The 18,856-nt window shown below is 67.5% G+C and carries 20 protein-coding genes and 1 pseudogene; 12 read left to right on the forward strand and 9 right to left on the reverse strand.

From position 1 onward, the window contains the following. Positions 1 to 144, reverse strand: a pseudogene (locus tag ACM14_RS32560) (haloacid dehalogenase-like hydrolase); the annotation flags it as partial. Positions 145 to 232: 88 nt separating this feature from the next. Next, on the reverse strand, positions 233 to 931 hold the full coding sequence (gene hda, locus ACM14_RS26145) for a DnaA regulatory inactivator Hda (RefSeq protein WP_026062235.1): 699 nt from the start codon (positions 929 to 931) through the stop codon (positions 233 to 235). Between the two features lie 323 nt (positions 932 to 1,254). Between hda and purM the strand changes: the two genes are divergently transcribed. Together purM and ACM14_RS26155 are read left to right on the forward strand one after the other, a co-directional pair. Then, positions 1,255 to 2,307, forward strand: a complete 1,053-nt coding sequence (gene purM / locus ACM14_RS26150) for a phosphoribosylformylglycinamidine cyclo-ligase (protein ID WP_013803658.1) — start codon at positions 1,255 to 1,257, stop codon at positions 2,305 to 2,307. A gap of 17 nt (positions 2,308 to 2,324) precedes the next feature. Next, entirely contained in the window at positions 2,325 to 3,383 is a 1,059-nt protein-coding gene (locus ACM14_RS26155; protein ID WP_012204107.1) for an AI-2E family transporter, read from the forward strand. 27 nt (positions 3,384 to 3,410) lie between these two features. Here ACM14_RS26155 and ACM14_RS26160 read toward each other — a convergent pair whose 3' ends face one another. Together ACM14_RS26160 and murJ are read right to left on the reverse strand one after the other, a co-directional pair. After that, complete coding sequence (locus ACM14_RS26160; RefSeq protein ID WP_013803659.1) at positions 3,411 to 4,256, reverse strand: SirB1 family protein; 846 nt, start codon at positions 4,254 to 4,256, stop codon at positions 3,411 to 3,413. A 58-nt stretch (positions 4,257 to 4,314) separates the two neighbouring features. After that, on the reverse strand, positions 4,315 to 5,880 hold the full coding sequence (murJ, locus tag ACM14_RS26165; RefSeq protein ID WP_065347793.1) for a murein biosynthesis integral membrane protein MurJ: 1,566 nt from the start codon (positions 5,878 to 5,880) through the stop codon (positions 4,315 to 4,317). A gap of 177 nt (positions 5,881 to 6,057) precedes the next feature. Between murJ and rpsT the strand changes: the two genes are divergently transcribed. Further along, positions 6,058 to 6,354: a 30S ribosomal protein S20 gene (gene rpsT / locus ACM14_RS26170; protein ID WP_034398277.1), complete on the forward strand. Its 297-nt coding sequence runs from the start codon at positions 6,058 to 6,060 to the stop codon at positions 6,352 to 6,354. A gap of 230 nt (positions 6,355 to 6,584) precedes the next feature. On the opposite strand, the gene ACM14_RS26175 is transcribed toward rpsT, so the two are convergent. Next, positions 6,585 to 6,902: a DUF3579 domain-containing protein gene (locus ACM14_RS26175; RefSeq protein WP_012204103.1), complete on the reverse strand. Its 318-nt coding sequence runs from the start codon at positions 6,900 to 6,902 to the stop codon at positions 6,585 to 6,587. A gap of 350 nt (positions 6,903 to 7,252) precedes the next feature. Between ACM14_RS26175 and ACM14_RS26180 the strand changes: the two genes are divergently transcribed. Beyond that, positions 7,253 to 8,449, forward strand: coding sequence for an aspartate aminotransferase family protein (locus ACM14_RS26180; protein ID WP_065347794.1), 1,197 nt, complete (start codon positions 7,253 to 7,255; stop codon positions 8,447 to 8,449). 10 nt (positions 8,450 to 8,459) lie between these two features. Further along, complete coding sequence (gene argF, locus ACM14_RS26185; RefSeq protein WP_012204101.1) at positions 8,460 to 9,392, forward strand: ornithine carbamoyltransferase; 933 nt, start codon at positions 8,460 to 8,462, stop codon at positions 9,390 to 9,392. Between the two features lie 85 nt (positions 9,393 to 9,477). On the opposite strand, the gene ACM14_RS26190 is transcribed toward argF, so the two are convergent. From ACM14_RS26190 to ACM14_RS26200, 3 genes are read right to left on the reverse strand one after another with little or no spacing between them, the layout of a single operon-like run. Next, positions 9,478 to 9,672, reverse strand: coding sequence for a hypothetical protein (locus ACM14_RS26190; RefSeq protein ID WP_065347795.1), 195 nt, complete (start codon positions 9,670 to 9,672; stop codon positions 9,478 to 9,480). A gap of 14 nt (positions 9,673 to 9,686) precedes the next feature. After that, the gene (locus ACM14_RS26195; RefSeq protein ID WP_065347796.1) at positions 9,687 to 11,630 is read right to left on the reverse strand and encodes a ferrous iron transporter B; all 1,944 of its coding nucleotides are present in this window, start codon (positions 11,628 to 11,630) and stop codon (positions 9,687 to 9,689) included. Beyond that, the gene (locus tag ACM14_RS26200) at positions 11,627 to 11,968 is read right to left on the reverse strand and encodes a FeoA domain-containing protein (RefSeq protein WP_043824050.1); all 342 of its coding nucleotides are present in this window, start codon (positions 11,966 to 11,968) and stop codon (positions 11,627 to 11,629) included. Before ACM14_RS26200 ends, ACM14_RS26195 begins: the two co-directional genes overlap by 4 nt. 199 nt (positions 11,969 to 12,167) lie before the next feature. Between ACM14_RS26200 and ACM14_RS26205 the strand changes: the two genes are divergently transcribed. Continuing rightward, the gene (locus ACM14_RS26205; protein ID WP_034391185.1) at positions 12,168 to 12,488 is read left to right on the forward strand and encodes a YkgJ family cysteine cluster protein; all 321 of its coding nucleotides are present in this window, start codon (positions 12,168 to 12,170) and stop codon (positions 12,486 to 12,488) included. A gap of 37 nt (positions 12,489 to 12,525) precedes the next feature. Here the strand turns inward: ACM14_RS26205 and ACM14_RS26210 are convergent, their stop codons facing one another. Further along, on the reverse strand, positions 12,526 to 12,996 hold the full coding sequence (locus ACM14_RS26210; protein WP_012204096.1) for an Lrp/AsnC family transcriptional regulator: 471 nt from the start codon (positions 12,994 to 12,996) through the stop codon (positions 12,526 to 12,528). Between the two features lie 138 nt (positions 12,997 to 13,134). On the opposite strand from ACM14_RS26210, the gene ACM14_RS26215 reads away from it, so the two are divergent. The 6 genes from ACM14_RS26215 to ACM14_RS26240 all read left to right on the forward strand — a co-directional run bounded on the left by ACM14_RS26215 (position 13,135) and on the right by ACM14_RS26240 (position 18,769). After that, positions 13,135 to 14,568 carry an amino acid permease gene (locus tag ACM14_RS26215; protein WP_065347797.1) on the forward strand — a complete coding sequence of 478 codons (1,434 nt, stop codon included), beginning with the start codon at positions 13,135 to 13,137 and terminating at the stop codon, positions 14,566 to 14,568. Positions 14,569 to 14,643: 75 nt separating this feature from the next. Next, positions 14,644 to 15,849 carry an amino acid aminotransferase gene (locus tag ACM14_RS26220; protein WP_175403313.1) on the forward strand — a complete coding sequence of 402 codons (1,206 nt, stop codon included), beginning with the start codon at positions 14,644 to 14,646 and terminating at the stop codon, positions 15,847 to 15,849. Further along, complete coding sequence (gene kynA / locus ACM14_RS26225) at positions 15,846 to 16,706, forward strand: tryptophan 2,3-dioxygenase (protein WP_012204093.1); 861 nt, start codon at positions 15,846 to 15,848, stop codon at positions 16,704 to 16,706. The genes ACM14_RS26220 and kynA overlap by 4 nt, the downstream gene beginning before the upstream one ends. A gap of 161 nt (positions 16,707 to 16,867) precedes the next feature. Beyond that, complete coding sequence (locus ACM14_RS26230; protein WP_016452594.1) at positions 16,868 to 17,245, forward strand: RidA family protein; 378 nt, start codon at positions 16,868 to 16,870, stop codon at positions 17,243 to 17,245. Positions 17,246 to 17,350: 105 nt separating this feature from the next. Beyond that, positions 17,351 to 17,971 carry a LysE family translocator gene (locus tag ACM14_RS26235; RefSeq protein WP_065347799.1) on the forward strand — a complete coding sequence of 207 codons (621 nt, stop codon included), beginning with the start codon at positions 17,351 to 17,353 and terminating at the stop codon, positions 17,969 to 17,971. A gap of 12 nt (positions 17,972 to 17,983) precedes the next feature. Beyond that, on the forward strand, positions 17,984 to 18,769 hold the full coding sequence (locus ACM14_RS26240; protein WP_065347800.1) for an AraC family transcriptional regulator: 786 nt from the start codon (positions 17,984 to 17,986) through the stop codon (positions 18,767 to 18,769). Positions 18,770 to 18,856 lie beyond the last annotated feature (87 nt).

The raw sequence follows: 18,856 nt of genomic DNA on the forward strand, positions 1-18,856 counted from the left end.
TGCTGGGCGCGCTGCAGCGCATGCAGTCCAGCCGATGCGCGTCGTGAACTCGCCCCACTCGTAGTCCGAATCGAGCGGCAGCAGCGTATGGTCCAGGTCGAACAACGCCAGCCGGGGCCGGAGTTGCTTCTGATCAGAGGTCATGCATATCCTAAAAAAATGGGTCCCGCGCTGCCCTTGCAACGCAGGCTCCGCCGGCTCCCGCAGTCCCTGCCCACACGAGAATGTGGGCTCATTCGGTTTCCAGCATCGTCTTGAGCAACGGAATGGTGATGGCGCGCTTGTTGCGAAGCGCAAAGCCGTCGAGCATGTCGAGCAGCTGCATCAGGCTGCCCAGGTCGCGTGAGAAGCGCTTGAGCATGTAGTCCATCACATCGTCGCCCAGAAAAACGCCACGGGCATCGGCCTCCTGGCGCAGCACCGCGCGGCGCGCGGTTTCATCGAGCAGTTGCAGCTGGAACACATGGCCCCAGCCCAGCCGCGTGCGCAGATCCTCGCGCAGCTTGAGGTCGGCCGGCGGCAGGGGGCCGGCTCCCAGCACCCAGCGCGGCGAGCCCGTGGCCGGGCTCGTCGCATTCACGAACCAGTTGAAGGCCCGCGCCTGCTGCAGCGGAGTGTAGATGTCCACGTCGTCCATCAGCACCGCCGCCCAGCGCTCGTCGAACGGCGGCGGGAACAGGGTGGATGCATCCATCCAGCCCACCATGGCGCCCTGCTCGCGCAGCGCCTCGCGCACGGCCTTGAGCAGGTGGGTCTTGCCCGAGCCCGACTCGCCCCAAAGATAGGTGGGCACCGGCGTGCGGGCGGTCTGCATGCGGCCGTCGCCCACCCAGTGGCGCAGATGATCGATCACTGCGGCATTGGGACCGACGAAAAAGCGCGACAGCGTCGGACTCGACGCCATGCTGATATCCAGAGCCAGCTGCTTCATCTGCGACATACGCGCAGCGCCCCCTTTCCTGTATCCAGGCGGGTCCATGCGGCAAAAGCAGGCAGAGGAATCGGCAACGGCATTGGGTTGAGAGCAAAGACAGGCCCGCCTCGGCGCAGCGCTGCGGCAAGGCGGACAACGCCCGGGAGCTCCCGGGCGGACGAGGGATTTTAGTCTGCGCGGCGCCCGGCACGGCGGCAGCCGGCCCGCATGTGCAACGAAAGCCCCCTCGAAGCCCACTGGCGCGCGCGCCTGCCGGCGGCCGGCGCCGTAGAATCCCAGGGTTCCAGCCCGGCATCGGGCCTACCGCACCGTACCCATCCATGAGCTCTTCTGCCCCCTCCTCTACCCCGATTTCCTACAAAGACGCCGGCGTCGACATCGTCGCTGGCGATGCGCTGGTCGAGCGCATCAAGCCGCTGGCCAAGAAGACCATGCGCGAAGGCGTGATGGCCGGCATCGGAGGCTTCGGCGCGCTGTTCGAGGTGCCCAAGCGCTACAAGGAACCCGTGCTGGTCTCGGGCACCGATGGCGTGGGCACCAAGCTCAAGCTGGCCTTCGAGTGGAACATGCACGACACCGTGGGCATCGACCTGGTGGCCATGAGCGTCAACGACGTGCTGGTCCAGGGCGCCGAGCCCCTGTTCTTCCTCGACTATTTCGCCTGCGGCAAGCTGGACGTGGACACGGCCGCTGCCGTGGTCGGCGGCATTGCACGCGGCTGCGAGCTGTCGGGCTGCGCACTGATCGGCGGCGAAACCGCCGAAATGCCCGGCATGTACCCGGCCGGCGAATACGACCTGGCGGGCTTTGCCGTCGGCGCCGTCGAAAAATCCAAGATCCTCACGGGCCAGAGCGTGGCCGCAGGCGACGTGGTGCTGGGTCTGGCCTCGGCCGGCGTGCACTCGAATGGCTTCTCCCTGGTGCGCAAGTGCATCGAGCGCGCCGAAGCCCAGGGCAGCCTGCCCGAATCGCTGGACGGCAAGCCGTTCAAGCAGGCCATCATGGAACCCACGCGCCTGTACGTGAAGAACGTGCTGGCCGCACTGGAGCAGCATCCCATCAAGGCGCTGGCCCACATCACCGGCGGCGGCCTGCTGGAGAACATCCCCCGCGTGCTGCCCGAAGGCCTGGCCGCCCACCTGGATGCCGGCAGCTGGCCCCAGACCGAGCTGTTCGCCTGGCTGCAGAAGACGGCGGGCATCGACGCCGTGGAAATGAACCGCACCTTCAACAACGGCATCGGCATGGTCGTTGTCGTGCCCGCCGAAGCTGCCCAAGCCACGGCCGCCACGCTCAAGCAGCTGGGCGAGACGGTCTACACCATCGGACGCATCGCCGCACGCGGCGAGGGCGAGCCTGTCGAGGTCCGCTGACCACGGGCCCGCAGCGCATGACCCAGCACCTGCCCTCGCCCATCATCTCCCCGCAGCCCGCGCCCACGCGCGGCGTGACGCTTTCCAGCTATGTGCTGATGGCAGGCGCCCTGCTGCTGATCATGTGGCAGGGCCTGTTGCCGGGCATGCTCTGTGTCTGCGTGGGCTTTCTGGTCACGCGCGCCCTTGCCGGGCTGCTGGCACGGGCCCAGCCCAAGGCCCGGCGCGGCTCGCTGCCGCGCTGGACCCAATTGGTGGCAGCCACCATCGTCATTCTTGCGCCGCTGGCCCTGCTGAGCGGCGCGCTCTCGCATACACGCACCTACATCACCGACGCGCCGCAGCAGTACCGCGAGCTGCTCGACTATCTGGCCCACACGGTGCTGGAGCTGCGTGACAAGCTGCCCGCCGACATGGCCGACCAGTTGCCGGACGGCGCGCAGGAAATCCAGCACCTGCTGGCCAGCTACCTGGCGGCCAAGGCCGGTGCCCTGGCCCATGCGGGCCGCGCCTGGCTTACCGGCCTGCTGTACGCCTATGTGGGCCTGATCATCGGCGCGCTGGCCGCCGTGCGCCCCATCACCACGCGCCGCCCGCCCCTGGTGGCTGCGCTGCGCGAACGCATCCGGCTCATGGGGCTGGCCTTCCGCCAGATCGTGGCGGCGCAGTTCTGGATTGCGGCCTTCAACACCTTCCTGACGGCCATCTTCCTGCTGGGCGTGCTGCCGCACTGGAACCTGACCCTGCCCTACACGCCAGCCCTGATCACGCTGACCTTCATCGCGGGCCTGGTGCCCATCGTGGGCAACCTGCTGTGCAATGCGGTGATCACCATCGTGGGGCTGTCGGTCTCCCCGGTGGCCGCCGCGGCCTGCCTGGGCTTTCTGATCCTGATTCACAAGGCCGAGTACGTGATCAACGCCAAGGTGGTGGGCCAGCGCACGCACATGGGCGTGTGGGAGCTGCTGGCCGTGATGTTCGTGGCCGAGTCGGTGTTCGGCCCCGCAGGCCTGGTGGCGGCGCCACTGTTCTACGCCTATCTCAAGAAAGAGCTGGAAGCCGTCCGGCTGGTCTGAGCAGCGCTCCGACCCTGGAGGTTGCCGCTACAGGCCCCTGAGCCGCCGGATCACCTCGCGCACGGCCACGGCCTGCGCGCCCTGCTGGGAATGCAGGAAGCGCTCCAGGTCTTCGAGCGCACGCTCGGTCACTCCCCATTGCGCATAGGCCAGCCCCCGGTCCCGGAAGATCTCCGGCATGTCGGGCCGCAGCACGGCCAGCCGGTTGAGCACGGCCACCAGCAGCGGCCAGTCGCGCCGCGCGTGGTGAATCTCCTGCAGATTGCGCAGCATGCGCTCCAGGATGTCGCGCGGCGATGCGCCCTGCAGGTACATGCCCAGCGGAGCCGCCTCCTCGGCGGACAGGCCGGCGTTCTGCCAGAAGGGCTCCAGCCGCTCGGCCAGGCTGTTGGCCGAGAAGGATTCACCGCTCAGCGGGTCCATCACCACCTGCCCCTGGGGCAGGCGCAGCTTGACCAGGAAATGCCCGGGAAAGCTCACGCCCTGTGCCGGCAGATCGATGGCCGCAGCCAGCTCCAGCCAGATCAGCGCCACACTGATGGGAATGCCGCGCCGCGTCTGCAGCACGTGGTGGATGTAGCTGTTGGACGGGTCGTAGTAATCGTTGAGATTGCCGCCAAAACCCAGCTCGCCATAGAAGAACTGGTTGAGCACGCGCAGGCGCTGCAGGGAATCGGTTTCGCCGGCCAGGCGCTGTAGCAGGCGCACCTGCAGCCGGTCCAGCTCGGCGCTGGCCGCCTGCAGGTCGAGATCGGGCACGGCATCCTGGGCGATGCTGATTGCCGCCTCCATCAACGGCAGGTGGTCATCGCTTTGCACCAGCGCTGCAAAGTATTGCAGGGCCGTTGGCGTGTCTTCGTAACTCCAGCTCATGATGCTTTGTATATTGCAGCGCCCAAGCCTGCAATTATGCGGGTTTGGGCGATGCCTCTCAGCGCCGCAGCAGTGCGCGCAGCTTGAGCCCCGCCGCCCACAGCGCACCGAAGTACAGCAGCACCGAGGCGGCCATCAGCGCGGCGAGCAGGCCCGCACGCTGCCAGCCGTTGGCGCGCAGCGCGATCCAGTCGAAATGCTGGCTGCCCCAGGTCAGCAGCACGGCCAGCAGGCTGCTGGCCGCGACCACCTGCAAGCCCAGCCGGCCCCAGCCCGGCTTGGGACGGTAGACGCCCCGGCGCAGCAGACCCCACAGCAGCCAGCCCGCATTGACCAGGGCCGCCAGGCCGATGGACAGCGCCAGGCCGGTATGCGCCATGAAGGGCACCAGGACCAGGTTGAGCAGTTGGGTGATGACCAGCACCACGATGGCGATCTTGACGGGCGTGCGGATGTCCTGGCTGGCGTAGTAGCCTGGCGCCAGCACCTTGATGGCCACCAGGCCCACCAGGCCTGCGCCGTAGCCGACCAGCGCCAGGGCGATCTGGCCCACGTCGCTGTCCTGCAGCGCACCGCGGTGGAACAGCGTGGCCACCAGCGGCTCGGCAAAAGTGAGCAGGCCCACGGCGCACGGCACGGACAGCAGCACCACCAGGCGCAGCCCCCAGTCCAGCATGGCCGAGTAGCGCTCCGAGTCGTCGGCCGCCTTGGCAGCGGCCAGCTGGGGGGTGAGCACCACGCCCAGCGCCACGCCCAGCAGCGCCGTCGGAAACTCCATGAGCCGGTCGGCATAGAACAGCCAGGTCACGCTGCCCGGTTGCAGATAGGAGGCGATCTGGGTGTTGATCATCAGCGAGACCTGGGCCACGCCCACGCCCAGCAAGGCCGGCGCCATCAGCTTGAGAATGCGGCGCACGCCGGCCTCGGCCCAGGCTTCGCGCAGCGCAGCTGGCGAAAAGCCGATGCGCGGCAGCAGACCCAGGCGCGCCAGCGCAGGCAGTTGCACCGCCAGCTGCAGCACGCCGCCCAGCATCACGCCACCGGCCATGGCATAGATGGGCTCGATGCCGCGCGCCTGCAGCCAGGGCGCGCCCCAGAAGGCGGCGGCGATCATGGCCAGGTTCAGCAGCACCGGCGTGGCGGCCGAGACGGCAAAGCGCCGCCAGGTATTGAGCACGCCGGCCGACAGCGCCACCAGCGACATGAAGCCGATGTAGGGGAACATCCAGCGTGTCATCAGCACGGCGGCGTCATAGCCCTCGGGCGACTGGCGCAGGCCGCTGGCCAGCAGCCAGACCAGCAGCGGCGCGCCCACCACGCCCAGCACGCAGGTCACCAGCAGCACCCAGAACAGCAGCGTGGCCACGTGCGAGATCAGCGTGCGCGTGGCCTCGTCCCCCTCCTTGGCCTTGCTGGCGGCCAGCACCGGCACGAAGGCCTGGCTGAAAGCACCCTCGGCGAACAGCCGCCGAAAGAGATTGGGAATCCTGAAGGCGACATTGAACGCATCGGTCAGCGCATTGGCTCCGAACATGGAGGCCATGAGCAGATCGCGCACCAGCCCGGTGATACGGGAGGCCAGCGTCAGCAGGGAAACGGTGGAGGCGGCTTTGAACAGTGACACCGTGGGGAGTGTATGCGCTGGCATGCCCCGCCGGCCGGCGCGCCAGGCGGGCCTGGCCGCTCTTGCACTCCGTTGCAACAGGCGGGCCCGTGCGGCCTGGGCCCTCAAGGCCCTGTCCGGGCCGCGTGCTATAATCCCGCGCTTCGCCGACAACATCCTCAGACACTAGGAATACATATCATGGCATCCAAGCCCGCAAAGAAGAACCCCCGTCTCGCCTCCGGCCGCAAGCGCGTCCGCCAGGACACCAAGCTCAATGCAGCCAACACCTCGCTGCGTTCCAAGTACCGCACCGCCGTCAAGAAGGTCGAAAAGGCCGTTCTGACTGGCGACAAGGCCAAGGCAACCGAACTGTTTGCCGCAGCCCAATCCGTTCTGGACACGATCGCCGACAAGGGCATCTTCCACAAGAACAAGGCCGCTCGCGACAAGAGCCGCCTGTCCGCCAAGGTCAAGGCCCTGGCCGCCGCCTAATCCAATTAGGCAACCGCACGGATGGCTCCGGCCATCTGCCGTTTGTAACGGGTGCGCTGTCAGCGAACGAGAAAACCGCCTTCGGGCGGTTTTTTTGTGCCTGAACGATGCTCCTGCATCCACAGGATCCACCAAAAAAGCCTCGCTCTCCGGAGCACAGGCGAAAAAAAACGCACCCCAGGCGCGCTTCACATCGGACGGGAACGACCCGCAAAAAAAAGAAGCCGGCCTCAGCGGGCCGGCTCGTCCGGTATCAGGCAGGCCTCGGCAACCTGCAGGTTGTTGTCCTTGGCGAAGTTCAGGCAGAAATCCCAGGCCATGGGCTCGTAGTCGCGCAGGTCGCGGTGCACGACCACGCACTTGACGCCATTGAGCGTTGTGGGAACACACCAGGGCGAGTAGCTCAGGTGGCTGCCGCGCTGGGCACCACCGGGGCGAAACTGGCTCATGACGCCTGCCAGCCGCTCAGCCCAGTCGCTGGGCCGGAAAGTCTTGCCTTCGTGGGTGATGCCCTGGATGAACAGTTCTTTGCTGGAGGGAGAGACCATCAGGATGCACGCCAAAATACGACTTGCGCAACAAGGAACAACACAGGCGACCTGCCAAGGGGCACGGCGCCCTGCCACATCCTGCTTGCGCAAGTCCTTCAAAAAAGTCAGAGCCCACAGGCAGGATCGCTGCCAGCAGGCCAAGCCGGCATTTTATCTCTTATATAAGAGCTGAGGCCTTGTTGCAGCGCACTACCCAAGTGTGGCGTAGGTTCATTGCATGGCTGTGATGCGCAAACCGCAACGGTAGGCCATCGCGCGGCCCCTAGAATCGGGCTTCGCTGTTTTTCAGGCATCTGCGGCGGCAACGCCCGGATGCCGTTTACTTTCCAGCTCAGGAGATTTTTGCAATGACCGCTTTCATTGAGGCTGCCTCGCCCCACGTGATGAACACCTATGGCCGCGTACCGATCGCTCTGGAGCGAGGCCAGGGCTGCCGCGTGTGGGACGTCAACGGCAAGCAGTACCTCGATGCGCTGGGCGGCATTGCAGTGAACACGCTGGGCCACAACCACCCCAAGCTGGTGCCTGCGCTGCAGGACCAGGTGGCCAAGCTCATCCACACCTCCAACTACTACCACGTGCCCGGCCAGGAAACGCTGGCCAAGCTGCTGACCGAGCGCTCGAAGATGACCAATGTCTTCTTCTGCAGCACGGGCCTGGAGGCCAACGAGGCCGCCATCAAGATCGCGCGCAAGTACGGCGTGGACAAGGGCATCGCCAAGCCGGTGATCGTGGTCTACGAGCATGCCTTCCACGGCCGCTCCATCGCCACCATGACGGCCACGGGCAACCCCAAGGTGCGCGACGGCTTCGGCCCGCTGCTCGACGGCTTCCTGCGCGTGCCGGTGAACGACTTCGAGGCGCTCCAGAAGGCCACGGCCGGCAACCCCGACGTGGTGGCCGTGATGATGGAGCCCATCCAGGGCGAAGGCGGCCTGCACCCCATGCGCATCGAGTACATGCAGCAGGTGCGCGCACTGTGCGATGTCAACGGCTGGCTGATGATGTTCGACGAAGTCCAGGCCGGCATGGGCCGCACGGGCAAGTGGTTCGCCCACCAGTGGGCCGGCATCGTCCCCGACGTGATGACCCTGGCCAAGGGCCTGGGCTCGGGCGTGCCCATCGGCGCCGTCGTGGCCCATGGCAAGGCGGCCACCGTGCTGCAGCCGGGCAACCATGGCTCCACCTTCGGCGGCAATCCGCTGGCCATGCGCGCGGGCATCGAAACCATCCGCATCATGGAAGAGGACGGCCTGCTGGCCCACACCACCAAGGTGGGCGACCACCTGAAGGCCACGCTGCAAAAGGAACTGGCCGACGTCAAGGGCGTGGTCGATGTGCGCGGCCAGGGCCTGATCATCGGCATCGAGCTGAACAAGCCCTGCGGCGCCCTGCTGGGCCGTGGCGCCGAAGCCGGCCTGCTGTTCAGCGTGACCGCCGACACCGTGGTGCGCCTGGTGCCGCCGCTGATCATGACCGAGGCCGAAGCCGACGAAGTGGTCGCCAAGCTCAAGCCCCTGATCGTGCAATTCCTGTCCGAATGAGTACCTGCCTATGACTGCCATCAAGCACTATCTGCAGTTTTCCGACTTCACGGCCGACGAGTACGCCTATGTGCTCGAACGCGCGGCCCTGATCAAGAAGAAGTTCAAGGGCTACGAAAAGCACCACACGCTCAGCGACCGCACGCTGGCCATGATCTTCGAGAAGGCCAGCACGCGCACCCGCGTGAGCTTCGAGGCGGGCATGTACCAGCTCGGCGGCTCGGTGGTCCACCTGACCACGGGCGACAGCCAGCTGGGCCGCGCCGAGCCCATCGAGGACAGCGCACGCGTCATCAGCCGCATGACCGACCTGGTGATGATCCGCACCTATGGCCAGGACAAGATCGTGCGCTTTGCCGAATACTCGCGCGTGCCCGTCATCAACGGCCTGACCAACGAGTTCCACCCCTGCCAGATCCTGGCCGACATCTTCACCTTCATCGAGCACCGCGGCTCGATCCAGGGCAAGACCGTCGCCTGGGTCGGCGACGGCAACAACATGGCCAACACCTGGCTGCAGGCGGCCGACCTGCTGGGCTTCACCGTCCACGTCAGCACGCCGGGCGGCTACGAGGTGGACGAGAAGCTGGCCTTTGGCGGCAAGACCCCGCGCGAGGGCTGCTACAAGGTCTTCAAGGACCCGCTGGACGCCTGCAAGGGCGCCGACCTCGTGACCACCGACGTGTGGACCAGCATGGGCTACGAGGCCGAGAACGAAGCCCGCAAGAAGGCCTTTGCCGACTGGTGCGTGGACGCCGAAATGATGGCCGCCGCACGTGGCGATGCCCTGTTCATGCACTGCCTGCCCGCCCATCGCGGCGAGGAAGTGGAGGCCGAGGTCATCGACGGGCCGCAGTCCGTGGTCTGGGATGAGGCGGAGAACCGGATGCATGTGCAGAAAGCTCTGATGGAATACCTGCTGCTGGGCCGCCAGCCGAACTGACAACGCAGTCCGCTCAAAAAAGAATGCCTGCAGGCTTTGCGCCTGCAGGCATTCTTTTTTCCCGGCGGAAGTTCGGGCCGTGGCCTTACGGCACCCGCTTGTCCGGTGCGCAACTGTCCCCGCCGCAGGCACTGCAGCCGCCACAGCCGCCCGCATCCTTGGGCGCCAGTGCCGGATGCATCTGCCCGGCCTTCTGGCGCCAGCGCGCAGGCAGATAGCGCCAGACCAGGGACATGCCGGCCAGGGCCACGATCAACCCGACGATGATGTTCTGCCACATGGTGCTTGTTCCTTTCAGCCCGCGCCCAATGCGATGGCCACGCGGTAGGTGATGAAGCTGGCAAGGTAGGCCAGCGCGAACAGATAGCCGGTCATCAGCAGCGGATAGCGCCAGCCGTTGGTCTCGCGCCGCACGGCGGCCAGCGTGGAGATGCACTGGGGCGCGAACACGAACCAGGCCAGCAGCGACAGTGCCGTGGCCATAGACCAGGTGTGGGCGATCAGCGGGCCCAGTTGCTCGGCCATGGCCTCGTCGCTGGCGGCGGACAGGGCATAGACCGTGCCCATGGCGCTGACGGCCACCTCGCGCGCGGCCATGCCCGGCACCAGGGCGATGGCGATCTGCCAGTTGAAGCCGATCGGCGCCAGCACCACCTCCAGCCAGCCGCCGATGCGGCCCGCAAAGCTGTAGCGGATGGCCGCTTCGGTGACGCCATCGGGCGGCGCCGGGTAGCTGGCCAGGAACCACAGCACGATGCTCACGGTCAGGATGATGCCGCCGACGCGGCGCAGGAAGATCATGGCGCGCTCGTACAGGCCCAGGGCCAGGCTGCGCGGGCTGGGCCAGCGGTAGGAGGGCAGCTCCATCAGCAGCGGCGTGGGTCCGGCGCTGCGGCCGGCCAACTTGGCCACGCCGGCCACGGCCATGGCGCTGGCGATGCCGGCCACGTACAGCGCGAACAGCACCAGGCCCTGCAGGTTGAAGAGGCCGCCCACCGTGCGCTCGGGAATGAAGGCGCTGATCAGCAGCGCATAGACCGGCAGGCGCGCCGAGCAGGTCATCAGCGGCGCGATCATGATGGTCACCAGGCGGTCGCGCCAGCTGGTGATGGAGCGCGTGGCCATGATGCCGGGCACGGCGCAGGCGAAGCTGGACAGCAGCGGAATGAAGGAGCGGCCCGACAGGCCGACCTTGCCCATGATGCGGTCCAGCATGAAGGCGGCACGCGGCAGGTAGCCCGAGTCCTCCAGCGCAAGGATGAACAGGAACAGGATCAGGATCTGCGGCAGGAAGACCAGCACGGCGCCGGTGCCCGCGATCACGCCGTCGGCCAGCAGGCTGCGCAGCGCGCCTTCGGGCATGTGCTCGTTGACCAGGGCCGAGACGGCCGAGATGCCGCCCTCGATACCGTCCATCAGCGGCTGCGCCCAGCTGAACACGGCCTGGAACATCAGGAACAGCGTGGCCGCCAGCAGCAGCATGCCCCACAGCGGGTGCAGCACCACGGCGTCGATGCGGTCATCGCGCCGGGTGTCCACCACGGGTTCCTTGACGCAGTCGGCCATGATGCGGGCCACCTGCTGGTGCAGGGCCAGCACCTGCTCGCGCGCATCGCCCGGGCGGGCCGGGGCCTGCAGCTGCGGCGCCGCCAGGGCGCGGGCTTCGGGGCCGTCCAGCCATTGCAGCAGTTCGCGCGCGCCGTCCTGGCGCACGCCCACCGTGGACAGCACGGGCATGCCCAGGGCGCGTGACAGCGCCTCTCGGTCGATATCGATGCCCTGGCGCCTGGCCATGTCGCTCATGTTCAGCACCAGCAGCATGGGCAGGCCCAGGCGCTGGGCTTCCAGCACCAGGCGCAGGTTCAGGCGCAGATGGGTGGCGTCGGTGACGCAGACCAGCAATTCGGGAGGCGCCTCGCGCGCGTGGCGGCCCGAGACGATGTCGCGCGTGATGCGTTCGTCCTCGCTGTGGGCGTGCAGGCTGTAGGTGCCCGGCAGGTCCAGCACGCGCACACGCCGGCCGCTGGCCGTGCTCAGCCAGCCTTCCTTGCGCTCCACGGTCACGCCCGCGTAGTTGGCCACCTTCTGGCGTGCGCCGGTCAGCAGGTTGAACAAGGCTGTCTTGCCGCAGTTGGGGTTGCCCAGCAAGGCCAGGCGCAGTGCGGAATCACCGCTGCCGCCGCCACCCTGGGCAGGCTGCAGCGGCTGGATGAGTTTGGGAGAGGACGACGCGCTCATGCCACCGCCTCAGGTGCCACGCGCACCAGGGCCGCCTCATGGCGGCGCAGCGCGAACGTGGCCTGGCCCACGCGCACGGCCAGCGGGTCGTCGCCCGGAAAGCCTGCGGCCAGGATGCGAACGGGCTCGCCCGGCAGGAAACCGATTTCCATGAGGCGCAGCAGCAGTTCCTGCTCGGCCGTGTCGCGCGCCGCATGGAGCTCGACCACGCGCGCCGGAACCTGGCGCGGCAGCGCATCCAGGGTGATGGCCGCAGCGGTGGCCGGGCTTGGAGAGCTGGGAGGCGCGGACAGCGCGGACGGAGCCGTGGCGTCCGTCCCGGGATTCATCGAATGCATGGCGTGTTGTATCAACTGATTTTTATTCTCATTTTGATTTTGATCGAATCCCCGTGGGAAGCCCGCGCATGGTATCGGAGTAAGAGGCAGGGTCTTGCCAAATGGCCGTCATGGTTTTTGGCCGGTTCCAGGCGCCCCGCACGCGTGCGCGCGACAATCGCGCTCCCACGATCCGCACCTGCACCTGCTTGCCCACGCCATGACCCATCCCTGCCTGAGCTGCGGCGCCTGCTGCGCATCGTTTCGCGTGGACTTTTCCGTGCACGAGTCGCAGGAGCATGGCGGCCGCGTGCCGGCCGGGCTGATCGAGGAAGTCACCGACTACACCTGCCGCATGCGCGGCACGGACTGGTCGCGCCCGCGCTGCGCAGCGCTGGTGGGCAAGGTGGGCGAGAAGGCCCATTGCGGCATCTACGAGTGGCGGCCCTCGCCTTGCCGCGAATTTGCGGCCGGCAGCGATGCCTGCAACCGCGTGCGCGTGCGCCATGGCATGCAGGCGCTGGACAGCGGCCTGCTGTAGCAACCAGCCAGGCGCCAACAGCCGCCACCACCAGCCGCTATTCCACGGGCAGCCCCGCCAACTGCCCCTTGAACTCCTGCAGCGAGAAATGCGTGTGCACCTGGCGCACGCCGGGCAGCCGGTGCAGGCGGGTGAGCAGCAGGTCCGAATAGGCATCGAGATCGCGCGCCACGACGACCAGCAGGAAGTCCTCCGGCCCCGAGATGCCGTGGAACATCACGACCTCGGGAATGGCGCAGACCGCTTCCTGGAAGTGGCGCGATGACTCCTCGTTCTGATGGTCTATGCCCACCATCACGAAGGCCAGCACGCCAAAGCCGATGGCGCGCCGGCTCAGCGCGGCGTGGTAGCCGGTGATCACGCCCTCATCCTCCAGCCGCTTGATGCGCCGCCACGACGGCGATTGCGACAAGTGCACGCGTTGCGCCAATTCGCCCGAGGTCAGCCGCGCGTTGTCCTGCAAGGCGCGGATCAGCAGCCGGTCCGTTCTGTCGATCTCGATTGACATAAACCACCTATGAATTCATGTTTCACAGAATAACTTATCCAAGATCAAGCGCATTTAGGGATAACTACTAAACGCCCTGCGAAGGCCGTAACTAGCATCCGCCTCCGAAGCCCCCCACAGCAACGGAGACAACAACCCATGCCAGCCTTCGAAGACATCGTCCAGCGCGAAGCCGGACTCCAACAGCAGCTGTCCGCCGGACAGATGACCATGATCGCCATCGGCGGTGCCGTCGGCACCGGCCTGTTCCTGGGCAGCGGCTTTGCCATCGGCTTCGCCGGGCCCAGCGTGCTGATCAGCTATGCCATCGGCGCGGTGATCTCGCTGCTGCTGATGGGTTGCCTGGCCGAGATGACGGTGGCCCACCCGACCTCGGGCTCGTTCGGCGCCTATGCCGAGCACTACATCGCCCCCTGGGCCGGCTTCGTGGTGCGCTATGCCTACTGGGCCTGCGTGGTGCTGGCCGTGGGCACCGAGGTGACGGCCGTGGGCCTGTACATGGGCTACTGGTTCCCCGAGGTGCCGCGCTGGGCCTGGGTGGTGATCTTCTCGGGCGCGCTGATCGGCGTGAACATGATGAGCGTCAAGGCCTTCGGCGCCGTGGAGTACAGCTTCTCCATGATCAAGATCATCGCCATCGTGGCCTTCATCGTGGTCGGCGCCTGGGTGGTGTTCGGCACCCGCCCGGCCGGCGTGGGCTTTGCCAACTACGTCAACAACGGCGGCTTCTTCCCCAACGGCCTGTGGGGCACCTGGGTGGGCGTGATCATCGCCATCTTCAGCTACCTGAGCATCGAGATGATCGCCGTGGCCGCCGGAGAGGCCAAGGACCCGCAGCGCGCCGTCACCAGCGCCTTCCGCTCCACCATGGTGCGCCTGGTGGTGTTCTACCTGGCCACGATTGCGCTGATGCTGGCCATCGTGCCGTGGTCGGCCGCCGGCAAGGACGGCAGCCCCTTCGTGAAGGTGATGGAGATCATCGGCCTGCCCGGCGCGGCCAGCGTGGTCAATTTCGTGGTGCTGGTGGCTGCCCTGTCGGCCATGAACAGCCAGCTGTACATCACCACCCGCATGATGTTCAGCCTCTCGCGCGCCGGCCATGCGCCCGCCGTGCTGGGCCGCGTGAACTCGCGCGGCGTGCCGCTGCCGGCGCTGCTGCTGTCCTGCCTGGGCATTGCCGTGGCCACGCTGTTCAACATCATCAATCCCGAGCAGTCCTTCATGCTGATGATGGCCGTGGCCATGTTCGGCGCCATGTTCACGTGGTTCATGATTTTCGTGACCCACCTGTTCTTCCGCATCCACTGGGTGCGCCAGGGCAACAAGCCGCTGGCCTTTCGCATGTGGGGCTTTCCGGTGCTGACGCTGCTGGGCGCGGCGCTGATGCTGGCCGCCCTGGTGTCCACGCTGTTCACCGACGTGTTCCGCCTGACCGTGCTCACCGGCCTGCCCTTCCTGCTGCTGCTGGGCGCCATCTACGCCATCTGGTACCGCAAGCCGGCCGGCCAGCCCGCCCCTCAGACCCAAACCTCAGCCCAAGCCCAAGCGCAAGCCCAGGCTCCCGCCCGGTGACATCCGGCCTCCCGTTTTTCCCCCTCCCTTAGAAACATGACGACTCTTGCCCCCCTCGATACCGCACGCGCCTCGATGTTCAGCCACGTCCCGCCCTACCCCGGAGATCCCATCCTGTCGCTGATGGAAGCCTTCCAGCAGGACCCGCGCACCGACAAGGTCAGCCTGAGCATCGGCCTGTATTTCGACGAGGCCGGCCGCCTGCCCGTGCTGGACTCCGTGCGCCAGGCTGGCGATGCCCTGGCCCGCGAGCAAAGCCCCAGCGGCTACCTGCCCATCGAAGGCATTGCTCCCTACCGCCAGCTGGTGCAGAACCTGGTGTTCGGCGCCGAGCACGAGGCCGTGCGCGCACAGCGCATCGCCACCGTGCAGACCCTGGGCGGCTCGGGCGCGCTCAAGCTGGGCGCGGACTTCATCAAGCACTATTTCCCCGATGCCGAGGTCTGGCTCAGCGATCCCACCTGGGACAACCACCTGGCCATCTTCCAGGGCGCGGGCCTGCGCACCCACAGCTACCCCTACTACGACGCGGCCACGGGCAGCCTGCGCTTCGACGCCATGCTGCAGACACTGCGCAGCCTGCCCTCGGGCAGCGTGGTGCTGCTGCATGCCAGCTGCCACAACCCCACGGGCGTGGACCTGTCGCGCGAGCAGTGGCAGCAACTCATCCCCGTGATCGTGGAGCGCGGCCTGATCCCCTTCGTGGACATGGCCTACCAGGGCTTTGGCGATGGGCTCGATGAAGACGCCTGGTCCGTGCGCGCGCTGGCCGATGCGGGCGCCCAGGCCTTTGTGGCCAACTCGTTTTCCAAGAACTTCTCGCTGTATGGCGAACGCGTGGGCGGCCTCAGCGTGGTCTGCAGCGACGCGGCCACGGCCGGCAATGTGCTGGGCCAGCTCAAGGCCACGGTGCGCAGCAACTATTCCTCGCCCCCAACTCGCGGCGCGCGCCTGGTGCAGCTGGTGCTGGCGTCGCCCGAGCTGAGCGCCCAATGGGCGCAGGAGCTGGCGCAGATGCGCGGCCGCATCAAGGACATGCGCGCCCAGCTGCACGGCGCGCTGCATGAACGCTTTGGCGAGCGGCGCGACTTCGGCTTCCTGCTGACCCAGCGCGGCATGTTCAGCTACACCGGCATCAGCGAGCCCCAGGTCCACCGCCTGCGCGACGAGCACGGCGTGTACCTGATCCGCTCGGGCCGCATGTGCATGTCGGGCCTGTCCGCCGCCAACGTGCAGTACGTGGCCGACGCCATTGCCACGGTGCTGGAGGCACCGCAATGAGCGGCTGCCCCGTCCATGGCGGCCTGACCGAGCGCATCGTCGCAGAGGAAAGGGCACAGCTGGATTTCAGCCAGTCCATGAGCTATGGCGACTATCTGCAGCTGGACGCCATCCTGGGCGCACAGCAACTGCTGTCGCCCACGCATGACGAGCTGCTGTTCATCATCCAGCACCAGACCAGCGAGCTGTGGATGAAGCTCATGCTGCACGAGCTGGGCGCGGCCACGGCCGCCGTGGCGGCCGACCGCCATGCAGATGCCTTCAAGATGCTGGCCCGCGTGAGCCGCATCATGGAGCAGCTGGTCGGCGCCTGGTCCGTGCTGGCCACCATGACGCCTACCGAGTACACGGCCATGCGCCCGTATCTCGCCAGCTCCAGCGGCTTCCAGAGCTACCAGTACCGCTGCATCGAGTTCGCGCTGGGCAACAAGAATGCCGCCATGCTCCAGCCCCATGCCCACCGGCCCGACCTGCTGGCCCGGGTGGATGCCGCATGGCGCGCACCTTCCCTGTACGACGAGGCCCTGCGCCTGCTGGCACGCCAGGGGCTGGCCATTCCTGCCGGGCACCTGGAGCGCGACTGGACCCTGCCCTACACGGCCAGCCCCGAGGTCGAGGCCGCCTGGGCCCAGGTCTACCGCGACCCGCAGTCGCACTGGGACCTGTACCAGCTCGGCGAAAAGCTGGCCGACATCGAGGACGCCTTCCGCCTGTGGCGCTTTCGCCATGTGACCACGGTGGAGCGCGTCATCGGCTTCAAGCGCGGCACGGGCGGCACCGGCGGCGTCAGCTATTTGCGCAAGATGCTGGACGTGGTGCTGTTCCCCGAAATCTGGTCCGTGAGAACGAAACTGTGACCCCTGAGCGGCTTTGCCGCTTCCCCCGCTCTCGCTGCGCGGGCGCGGGACGACACCATCGCTGCGGGACGGCCCTTGCTCGGCGTCCGCCGATGGGCCGCGCCCAGTTTCCGACGCAAGAACACCATGCCTTCGCATGTAGTCAAAACACAAGGAAATCCATGAAGCAAATCATCGACGTGGGACTGCCGCCGCTCAAGCAGCCCTTCTCCTGGGCCGTCAAGGCCAGCGGCCAGATGCTGTTCACGGCCCACGGCCCCGTGCGGCCCGACGGCAGCATCGACACCGGCCCCATCGGACAGCAGGCGCGCCTGACCTTCACCAACCTGCGCAACGCGCTGCAGGCCGCAGGCGGCACGCTGGCGCATGTGACCCAGGTGCTGATCTACATGACCGACGTGGCCGACATGCCGGCCATCGACGCCGTGTACCGCGAGTTCTTCGAGGCGCCCTACCCCAACCGCTCCAGCATGGGGATTTCGGCGCTGGTGGTGCCGGGCATGAAGCTGGAGATCGTGGCCTACGCCATGCTCCCCTAGAGGATGTGACGGACATGCCGGCGCCCCGCAATTGCGTTCAATACAGGGGCGGCGTGCGGGACGAGACTGCGGGCCTTGTGCAGTCCTGCGTCCGCGCGAAATCTCATGTCCTCCTCGCTGCTCGCCATGGGCGTCTTCACCCTCGTCGGCGCCATCACGCCCGGCCCCGTCAATGTGCTGGCCCTGCGCCACGGCGCAGCCCGCTCGCGCCTGGTCTCTGCCGCCTACGTGCTGGGCGCCAGCGCCAGCTATGCGGCCGTGGTCTGGGTCATGGGCCAGGGAGCACAGTGGCTGCTGCAGACGCTGCCGCAGCTGTCCACGGCCGCACAGTGGCTGTGCGCCGCCTATCTGCTGTGGCTGGCCTGGCGGCTGGCCAATGCGCCTGTGGGCCAGGCCGGGGGGCAGCAAGACGGCGGATCGCACCGCCCGCTGCAGGCCCTGCTGCAAGCGCTGTTGCAGGGCACGGCCGTGCAGACGCTCAACCCCAAGGCCTGGCTGGTGGCACTGGCCGGCGTGGGCCTGTTCGTGCTGCCCCACGCGAATGCGCCGTGGGCGCTCCTGCAGTTTTGCTCCATTTCGCTGCTGGCCTGCCTGGTGGGGGTCGGCAGCTGGGCGCTGCTGGGCCAGCTGCTTTCGGGCTGGCTGCGCACCGAACGCCGCCAGCGCCTGTTCCACCGCCTGCTGGCCCTGCTGCTGGTCGCCAGCGTGGCGGCCATGCTGGCATGATGGCTGGCCGCCATGACTTCAACCTCTCCCCACCGCTTCCACCGCCATCCGGCCGCCCCCTGGGCCGAGCTGCGCGACAGTGCGCGCTCGCCGCATTGCTTTCGGCTGCACATGCATGCCGAGTATTCGATCGGCATCGTGGACGCGGGCCGCACCGTGTTCCACCATGCCCACGGCCCGCAGCCTGTGGAGGCGGGCGGCGTGGTGCTGATCGAGCCCGGCGCCTGGCATGCCTGCAATCCCGACCCCGGCGCGCCGTGGTCCTACCGCATGCTGTTTGTCGATGCCGACTGGCTGCACGCGCGGCTGGGCGTGGCCGCGCTGCGCTTTCCCCGGCGCACGCTCACGGATGCGGACATCGCCAGCCTGGTGGATGGCCTGTGCCGCCCCGTCGATGGCACGGCGGCCGCCGACCGCCTGGCCCTGGGCCTGGAGCACCTGCTGGACCGCTGTGCCCAGCCCGCGGCCTTGCCCCTGCCCGGCGATGCGGCGGCCCTGGCCCCCGCACTGCAGCGCCTGCATGCGGGGCCCGATGCGGGCCTGACCGTGCAATCGCTGGCCCAGGAATGCGGCATGAGCGCCACGCGCTTCATCCGCCGCTTCAAGGCGGCCACGGGCATGACGCCCGGCAGCTACCGCCTGAACCTGCGCATCAACGGCGCGCGCCGCCTGCTGGCCACGGGGGCGGCGCTGTCCGATGCGGCCTATGCCATGGGCTTTGCCGACCAGGCGCACCTGCAGCGCGCCTTCAAGGCACACCATGCGCTGACGCCGGGCTGCTACGCACGCGGCGCCTGAGCCGGACCCTCCCATGGTTTTGCAGCGGCCAGCCCGGGGCCCGCGGTGAAAGCGCAGATACTTACGCCTTCCGCTTTCAGCCCCCAC

The organism is Delftia sp. JD2, assembly GCF_001682645.1.
Taxonomy (GTDB): domain Bacteria; phylum Pseudomonadota; class Gammaproteobacteria; order Burkholderiales; family Burkholderiaceae_C; genus Comamonas; species Comamonas acidovorans.